Genomic DNA, 8,329 nt, shown 5'->3' with positions numbered 1-8,329 from the left:
GCCGAGCCCCTGGTCTTTGACATTTCTCCCCACCGGGCGGGGGCGCGGATCCCGGCGGGAGGGGGTGGGCCGGAGGGGGCGGGTTTCCGGACGTAAAGCGAAGCAGTCCGGAAATGCGCCCCCGGAGGACCACACCCGGCACCACAACGACAGCGAGCGCCCCCCGGCCCAACCAACCCCACCCCGCCGAAGGCGGGAAACAACAACAACCCCCACGGCGGGAAAGCCAAGTACGTACGGCTACCCGGCGAAGCCGTACGCGTCGGCGATCAACTCGTAAGAGCGGACCCGCGCCGCGCCCCCGTGCGCATTGGCGGTGATCATCAGCTCGTCCGCGCCCGTGCGCTTGGCGAGGTCGTCGAGGCCCTGGCGGACCTCGTCGGGGGTGCCGTGGACGACGTTGGCCAGCCAGCTGTCGACGAAGCCGCGCTCCAGTTCGTTGAAGGGGTACGCCGCGGCCTCCTCGGGGATGGGGACGAGGCCGGGGCGGCCGGTGCGCAGCCGGACCATCGCGAGCGCGCCGGTCATGACCTGGCGGCGGGCCTCCCGCTCGTCCTCGGCGGCCAGCGCGGAGACACCGATCAGCGCGTACGGCTCGGCGAGGGTCTCGGAGGGCCGGAAGGAGGCGCGGTAGAGGTCGAGCGCGGGCAGGGTGTTGGCCGCGGAGAAGTGGTGCGCGAAGGCGAACGGCAGGCCGAGCGAACCGGCGAGACGGGCGCTGAAGCCGGACGAGCCGAGCAGCCACAGCGGCGGGCGGTGCGGGGACTGGACGCCGCCGGGCGAAGTGGCCTGTACCGGCCCCGGCACCGCGTGGATCCTCGCGTACGGGTGGCCGTCGGGGAAGGAGTCGTCCAGGAAGCGGGTCAACTCGGCCAGCTGCTGCGGGAATTCCTCCGCGCCCTCGTTCAGGCGCTCGGCCCGGCGCAGGGCCGCGGCGGTGGCGCCGTCCGTGCCCGGTGCGCGGCCCAGGCCCAGGTCGATCCGGCCGGGGGCCATCGCCTCCAGGGTGCCGAACTGCTCGGCGATGACCAGCGGGGCGTGGTTGGGCAGCATCACGCCGCCGGAGCCGAGCCGGATGCGTGCGGTGTGGGCGGCGAGGTGGGCGAGCAGCACCGCGGGTGAGGAGGAGGCCACGCCGGGCATGGAGTGGTGCTCGGCGACCCAGTAGCGGTGGAAGCCGCGGCGTTCGGCCGTACGGGCGAGGTCGACGGCGGTGCGGACGGCGTCGGCTGCGGTGTGGCCGGCGCCGACCGTCACCAGGTCGAGCACGGACAGCGGCACGGGGGCGCTGCCGCGGGCCGTACCGCGTATTTCGTCGCCGTCGTCGTGCTGCGTCCGGCCGCCGGCCCGGTTGTCGTCTTCGCCGCTCACGGTGCGGGTCCTCTCCTCGTGTCGCTGGGTCTGCCCCGACGACAACCGGAGAGGCGCTCCACTTATTCCCGGGGCCGGCACCGCCCGCCCCGGAGAATTCCCCTAGGGGGAAACCCTGCCGGCCCTGCTAGGCGAGGTCCCCCGCCGTCCGGGCGAACAGCGTGCCCAGGGCCGGGCGGCACAGCGGCCGGCCCAGCAGGCGCAGCCCCTCCCAGGCCGTCACCTGATTGGCGGTGAGCACCGGTTTGCGCAGCTCCGCCTCCAGGGCGGGCAGATGGGCGGCGGTGTGCAGGGCGGTGTCGGGGAGCAGGACGGCCTCGGCGTCGGGGTGGTCGCCGGCACGGGCCAGTGCGAGGACCTCCTCGCCTCCCCAGGTGCCGACCTCGGCGGCGGTGATGATGCCGCTGCCTCGGGTCGAGACCACCTCCGCACCGGCGGACTTCAAGAACGCCCGGAAGTACTCGGCGACGTCGTCCGGATACGTCGCGGCGATCGCCACCCGGCGGGCGCCGAGCGCCTGGAGGGCGTGCGCGAAGGCGAAGGACGTACTGGAAGCGGGCAGGCCGGCGGTGACGGACAGTTCGCGGACCTGGTCGTGGGCGCCCTCCCAGCCGTAGATGAAGCTGGCGCTGGTGCAGGCCCAGACGACGGCCTGGGCGCCGCGTTCCTTCAGCTCGTCGACGCCGGCCGCCAGCCGGGTCGCGGAGCCCATCTCCAGCAGCGCGTCGGCCCGGTGGGCGTCCTCGCCGATGTCGGTGTGCACGAGCGGCAGGCGGACCGAGCCGCCCAGGAGCGTTTCGAGCCGGGGGTAGTCGTCCTCCGCGGAGTGACCGGGATAGAGGAAGCCGACCGATGCCATGCGGGTCTCCCTTGGATGTGCGGGTGCCGGATGCGCGGGGTGGGGGCGGGCGGTGAGCCGGGGCAGGAGCGCGGCCGGCGACACGGACGGCGCCGGCGGCATCCTCGGTACGGTTCCGGGCCGGGTTCGGACCGACCTCAAACCGGGGGCAGCGGGCCCGGATCGTCGGGTGGCAGATGGGGCGGCTCCACGCCGTCCGGTTCGCCGTCGGGGGGTGCGGGCGGTCCGGCGAACGCGGCCTCGGGGGTCCCCCGCGGGCCGCCGCCGTCCGTCGACAGCGGCCCGCCGCTCGGCGACAGCGGCCCGTCGCGCGGCGGCTCCCAGCCGGTCATCGCGGCCGGTCCGCGCCGCGCCACCGGATCGAGCAGTGCCTGGTACGGTCCCACCGCCCGGACCCCGATGGCCCGCAGCGCCGCCCACATCGTCACCTGGTTGGCGGACAGCACCGGCATCCGCAACTCCGCCTCCAGCTGCGGGATCACGTCGTACGTCGGCAGGTTCGTACAGCTGATGAAGAGCGCGTCGGCGGCACCGACGACGGCCGCCCGGGCCATGTCGACGACGTCGCGGTAGGGCACCTTCCAGATGTGCCGGGTCAGGCCGAGGTAGGCGCGGCCGGTGACCGTGATGCCCGCCTCGCCGAGATAGTCCTCCAGGGAGTCGGTGACCGATCTCGTGTACGGCGTGACCACGGCGATCCGCCGGGCGCCGATCTCGCGCAGCGCCTCCAGCAGTGCGCCGGAGGTGGTCAGCGAGGGCACGTCCCCCGCCTGTGCCATGGCGGCGCACATCGCCCGTTCGCCCGCCAGCCCGCCGACGAAGCTGCCGGAGGTACAGGCGTAGCAGATGACCTGCGGGGACACCGCGCACAGCGCCTGGACGGCAGCGTCCAGCGTTTCGTGCTCGCTGACCAGCCGGGCCAGATCGAGGCTCACCTCGACGGGCACGAAGGGGGTTCGGGTGAGGTGGAGGGACACGTCGTCGGGCACCCAGCGCCACAGCTCGCGGTCGAGCGCGAAGTCAAAAGGGGCGACAACGCCCACACCGAGCTGAGGCTGGGGGCCACCCAGAAAAGAGACGTCCATTGAAGGCCCCTAGAAACGAAGGGCTGGAAAGACCAGGCCGGTGGCCGTGGAAGAAGTGCAGCCGGAGCAAGCCGGGACGTCGGGACAGAGCCGTTGTTGACACGGTAGATACGACTTCTTAGCGTGGTCAATCCTCGCATCTCAGGCATCTGTCGGCGCCCTGTTCCAGCGAAGCGGGCACACCTTTCGAAACGGTTCCTGGCTATGTCCGAAAGCACCGTCCTCGTCCTCGGTTCCGACCCGCCGCCCACGCTCGACCGGCTGACCGGCCGGGCCCGGGTGATCTTCACCGACGAGGCCGGGCTGGCCGGCCGACTCCCCACCGCCGACGTGCTGTTGGCCTGGGACTTCACCTCCGAGGCGATCCGCGCGGCATGGCCGGAACGGGGCCCGAAACCGCGCTGGGTGCACACGGCGAGCGCCGGCGTGGACCAGCTGCTGTGCCCGGCACTGATCGCCGACGACACCGTGGTCACCAACGCCCGGGGCGTCTTCGAGCAGCCGATCGCCGAGTACGTCGCCGGCCTGGTGATCGCCATGGCAAAGGATTTCTACGGAAGTTGGGAGCTCCAGCGGCAGCGGCGCTGGCAGCACCGCGAGACGCTGCGGCTGGCCGGCACCCGCGCCGTGGTGGTCGGCTCCGGGCCGATCGGCCGGGCCATCGGCAGCACCCTCCTGGCACTGGGTGTCAAGGTCGATCTGGTCGGCCGCCGGGAGCGTCCGGACGATCCGCAATTCGGGCTGGTCCATCCGAGTGACGCGCTCAACCGCCTGCTGCCGCACGCGGATTGGGTGGTGTGCGCGGCGCCGCTGACGGACGCCACCCGGGGCCTGTTCGGCAAGGAGGCGTTCGCGCTGATGCCGCCGCGGGCCCGCTTCGTCAACGTCGGGCGCGGGCCCCTGGTCGTCGAACCGGACCTGATCGCGGCGCTGCGCGAGTGGCGGATCGCGGCGGCCGCGCTGGACGTCTTCGACAGCGAGCCGCTGCCCGCGGACAGCCCGCTGTGGGACGTGCCGCACCTGATCGTCTCGCCGCACATGAGCGGCGACACCCTGGGCTGGCGGGACGCGCTGGCCGAGCAGTTCCAGGACAACTTCGACCGTTGGGCGGCCGGCGAGCCGCTCGCCAACGTGGTCGACAAGCGGCTCGGGTACGTGCCGGTGCAGTGACGGCGCGGGCGCCCCGCCGCCGGCGCGGCCGCCCCGCCCCCGCCCGCCGTCCCGCCGGGGCGGCTCGACGCTCGGAGGACGGATGACCACCGAACCGACCCACCTCGCCGACCTCACCGCCGCCCGCCTGACGGCCGGCTACGCCGCCGGCGAGTTCTCCCCCGTCGAGGCCGCCCGGGCCGCCCTGGAACGCGCCGAGGCCGCCCAGGCCGCCACGAACTGCTTCGCCCGGATCGACGCGGAGCCGGCGCTGGCGGCGGCCGGGGAGTCGGCGGAGCGCTGGCGCCGCGGGACGCCGTCCGGGCCGCTGGACGGGGTGCCGGTCACCGTCAAGGACCTGATCCTCACCCGGGGCACCCCCACGCTGCGCGGTTCGCGGACGGTGCGGGCCGAGGGGCCGTGGGAGGAGGACGCGCCGTCGGTGGCCCGGCTGAGGGAGTCCGGTGCGGTGTTCCTCGGCAAGACCACCACCCCGGAGTTCGGCTGGAAGGGCGTCACCGACTCACCGCGGCACGGGGTGACCGGCAATCCGTACGATCCGCGGCGCACCTCGGGCGGGTCCAGCGGCGGCAGCGCGGCGGCGGTGGCGCTGGGCGCCGGGCCGCTGAGCCTGGGCACCGACGGCGGCGGATCGGTGCGCATCCCGGCGTCGTTCTGCGGGATCTTCGCGCTGAAGGCGACGTACGGGCGGGTGCCGATGTATCCGGCGAGCCCGTTCGGGACGCTGGCGCACGTCGGGCCGATGACCCGGGACGCGGCCGACGCGGCGCTGATGCTGGACGTGATCAGCGGCGCGGACCCGCGGGACTGGTCCCAGCTCGGGCCGGCCGCGGGCTCGTTCCGGGCGGCGCTCACCGGCCCGGTCGCCGGGCTGCGGGTGGCCTACAGCCCGTCACTCGGCTGGGACGTGCCGGTGGCCGGCGAGGTGGCGGCCGCGGTCCGGTCGGCCGTCGAGGTGCTCGCCGGGCTCGGTGCGCACGTCGAGGAGGCCGACCCGGGCATCGCGGACCCGGTGGCGGCCTTCCACGTCCTGTGGTTCAGCGGGGCGGCCCGGGTCGTCGAGCACCTCGACGAGGCGGACCGGGCACTGCTCGACCCCGGGCTCGCCGAGATCGTCGCGCAGGGCGCCGGCTACCGCGCGCTGGACTATCTGGCGGCGGTGGACACGCGGATGGCGCTCGGACAGGCGATGGGCCGCTTCCACGAGAGCTACGACCTGCTGGTGACCCCGACCGAACCGATCACCGCCTTCGAGGCGGGTGTCGAGGTGCCCGCCGGGTCCGGCCACACCCGCTGGACCGGCTGGACGCCGTTCACCTACCCGTTCAACATGACCCAGCAGCCCGCGGCGACCGTGCCGTGCGGGGTGGACGGGGACGGGCTGCCGATCGGCGTGCAGCTGGTCGGCGCGCGGCATGCGGACGCACTCGTGCTGCGCGCCGCGCACGCCCTCTACGAGGCGGGGGCCGCGGCGATCCCCGCACCCCCGGCCCCGTAGGAGCGCCGGGCGAAGACGGTCCCTCAGGCGCGCCGGAAGGAGAGGGTCTCCCCCAGGGCGCCGGCCCGCCACAGGTCCTGGCAGGCGTCCGCCATCCGGTCCAGGCCGTCGACGACGCTGCCCCACACGATGCCCGGCACCCAGCCCGCATCACCGTTGATCAGCAGGTTGTTGCGCTCGTAGAACAGCGCCAGGTCGACGACGGTGGCCCGGCCGCGGTGCTTGGCCGCGCGCTCGTACCCGTAGGAGGCGGTGCCCAACTGGGTGTCGCTGAAGGTGAAGTAGCACAGATCGCCGGGGATCGGGGTGATCGTCGGGTTCTCCAACGGCGGCTCCTCCGGCGCGAACGGCTCGACGAGGGCGTAGATCTCGTTGCGGGCGTACTTGGCGTGGTAGACGTCGCCGCCGAGCGGGAGGGCGTCCCACACGGCGTCGCAGGTGATCGGAGCGCGGTCGTCGAGCAGCTTGGCCGTGCAGCTGACGCCGCGCTTGTCCAACGAGACTTCGATGAAGCGATCGGTCATGCTCAGATCGTAGGGGGGCAATACCGGCGTACGGAACACTACGGACCAGCGGGGAACATGACCGGAACACGGCCCGGACGGGCTTGTATCAAGGGCCGGAAACGAACGGCATATCTGCCCGCCGTTCGGGTAGCCGCGCGCCCATGGCTCCACCACCATGGAACACCTCAAAAATGACCGGCACATTGCCACGCGGCATCGGCCGCCGATCGCTGCTCGCGGGGGTGGCGGCGCTCGGCGCGGGTGCCCTCGGAGCGACCGCGGGCTGCTCCCGGGTCGACATCAGCGGTGCGACCGACGGCGGCCACCTCCTCGACGACCTGCGCAGCAAGGGCACCGTCCGGATGGGCATCGCCAGTGAGCCGCCCTACGCCTCCATCAACAGCAAGGGCGAACTGACCGGCGAGGCCCCCGCCGTCGCCAAGACCATCTTCCAGCGGCTCGGCATCCGGCATTTCGAGCCGGTGCCCGTCGAATTCGGCGCCCTGGTGCCCGGACTGCACTCCTTCCAGTACGACGTGATCGTCGCGGGCATGTTCATCAACAAGGCCCGCTGCGCGGCCGTGCTGTTCTCCGACCCGGATTACGAGTCGAAGGACGCCTTCCTCGTCGCCAAGGGCAATCCGCACAAGATCAAGGACTATCCGGACATCGCCCGGCAGGGGCTCCGCATGGGCACCGGAATCGGCTACGCGGAGATCGACTACGCGGTCGGCAACGGCGTCCGGAAAGGCGACATCCAGACCTACGGCGACCAGATCGCCGGAATGGAGGCGCTGGAGGCCGGCCGCATCGACTGCTTCGCCGGCACCGCGCTGACCATGATCGAAGCGCTCAAGACCGGCCAGCACCCCAAGGTCGGCATGACCCCGCCCTTCACCCCGAAGGTCGACGGAAAACCTCAGCGCGACGGCGGCGGCTACGGCTTCCGCATCGGCGAGACGAATCTCCGCGACGCGTTCAACCGCGAACTCCACAAGATGAAGAAGAGCGGCGAACTCCTGCGGATCGCCAAACCCTTCGGATTCACCGAGGAGTTCATGACCGACCTCACGGCGAAGGAGCTCTGCAAAAAGTGACCTCTGCGCTGTGGGAACTCTTCCTGAAAGGGCTGTGGATCACCGTCCAGCTGATGGTCTACAGCGCCGCCCTCGCCGCCGCCGTCGCCTTCGGCATCGGCCTCGCCCGCACCTCACGCTTCTGGATCGTCCGCTTCCTGTCCGGCGTGTACGTCGAATTCTTCCGCGGCACCTCGGCGCTGGTGCTGATGTTCTGGCTGTTCTTCGCGCTGCCCCTGCTCGGCTGGCAGCTCGCCGGGATCTGGGCGGGCACCCTGGCGCTCGGCCTGTCGTACGGCGCGTACGGCTCCGAGATCGTCCGCGGCGCCGTCCAGGCCGTGGCGCCCGCCCAGCGCGAGGCGGCCATCGCGCTGAGCTTCTCGCCCTGGCAGCGGCTGCGGAAGGTGATACTTCCGCAGGCCGTGCCCGAGATGATGCCGCCGTTCAACAACCTGCTGATCGAGCTGCTCAAGGGCACCGCGCTGGCCTCGCTGCTGTCCATCGGTGAGCTGACGTTCCAGGCCAAGCTGGCCCGGCTGTCGACCGGCCAGAGCGCCCAGGTCTACGGCATCATCCTCGTCCTGTACTTCGTGGTCGCCTTCGCGGTGACCCGGATCATGCGGCTGCTGGAACGCCGCGCCAAGGCCTCGGTCGGCCGGGCGGTGCCCCGCGGCGAGGGCTGGTTCTCCCGCAAACTGCCCGTCGAACAGCAGGGCCCCGAGGCGCTGGCCACCGGAGGAAAGCCGTGAACAACTGGTCATGGA

8 protein-coding genes are annotated in these 8,329 nt (G+C 72.5%); 4 read left to right on the top strand and 4 right to left on the bottom strand.

Annotated elements, in window-relative coordinates; all coding sequences use genetic code 11:
• Positions 1-240: 240 nt before the first annotated feature.
• The 3 genes from ACFV1J_RS36100 to ACFV1J_RS36090 all read right to left on the bottom strand — a co-directional run bounded on the left by ACFV1J_RS36100 (position 241) and on the right by ACFV1J_RS36090 (position 3,315).
• Positions 241-1,371: an LLM class flavin-dependent oxidoreductase gene (locus ACFV1J_RS36100; protein ID WP_385865485.1), complete on the bottom strand. Its 1,131-nt coding sequence runs from the start codon at positions 1,369-1,371 to the stop codon at positions 241-243.
• A 127-nt stretch (positions 1,372-1,498) separates the two neighbouring features.
• Positions 1,499-2,230 carry a decarboxylase gene (locus tag ACFV1J_RS36095; RefSeq protein WP_385865483.1) on the bottom strand — a complete coding sequence of 244 codons (732 nt, stop codon included), beginning with the start codon at positions 2,228-2,230 and terminating at the stop codon, positions 1,499-1,501.
• A 137-nt stretch (positions 2,231-2,367) separates the two neighbouring features.
• On the bottom strand, positions 2,368-3,315 hold the full coding sequence (locus ACFV1J_RS36090; protein ID WP_385865482.1) for a decarboxylase: 948 nt from the start codon (positions 3,313-3,315) through the stop codon (positions 2,368-2,370).
• A 204-nt stretch (positions 3,316-3,519) separates the two neighbouring features.
• Here ACFV1J_RS36090 and ACFV1J_RS36085 point away from each other — a divergent pair, with 204 nt between their 5' ends.
• Both ACFV1J_RS36085 and ACFV1J_RS36080 read left to right on the top strand, forming a co-directional pair.
• Positions 3,520-4,485, top strand: a complete 966-nt coding sequence (locus ACFV1J_RS36085) for a D-2-hydroxyacid dehydrogenase (protein WP_385865479.1) — start codon at positions 3,520-3,522, stop codon at positions 4,483-4,485.
• 82 nt (positions 4,486-4,567) lie between these two features.
• Positions 4,568-5,983: an amidase gene (locus ACFV1J_RS36080; RefSeq protein ID WP_385865477.1), complete on the top strand. Its 1,416-nt coding sequence runs from the start codon at positions 4,568-4,570 to the stop codon at positions 5,981-5,983.
• A 23-nt stretch (positions 5,984-6,006) separates the two neighbouring features.
• Here the strand turns inward: ACFV1J_RS36080 and ACFV1J_RS36075 are convergent, their stop codons facing one another.
• Positions 6,007-6,507: a DUF3830 family protein gene (locus ACFV1J_RS36075; protein WP_385865475.1), complete on the bottom strand. Its 501-nt coding sequence runs from the start codon at positions 6,505-6,507 to the stop codon at positions 6,007-6,009.
• 143 nt (positions 6,508-6,650) lie between these two features.
• Between ACFV1J_RS36075 and ehuB the strand changes: the two genes are divergently transcribed.
• Positions 6,651-7,586, top strand: a complete 936-nt coding sequence (gene ehuB, locus ACFV1J_RS36070) for an ectoine/hydroxyectoine ABC transporter substrate-binding protein EhuB (RefSeq protein WP_385865473.1) — start codon at positions 6,651-6,653, stop codon at positions 7,584-7,586.
• Positions 7,583-8,314: an ectoine/hydroxyectoine ABC transporter permease subunit EhuC gene (gene ehuC / locus ACFV1J_RS36065; RefSeq protein ID WP_385865471.1), complete on the top strand. Its 732-nt coding sequence runs from the start codon at positions 7,583-7,585 to the stop codon at positions 8,312-8,314. Before ehuB ends, ehuC begins: the two co-directional genes overlap by 4 nt.
• Positions 8,315-8,329: the final 15 nt, after the last annotated feature.

This window comes from Streptomyces sp. NPDC059649, from assembly GCF_042734445.1.
GTDB lineage: Bacteria > Actinomycetota > Actinomycetes > Streptomycetales > Streptomycetaceae > Streptomyces.
This window is presented reverse-complemented; position numbering and strand designations above follow the sequence as displayed.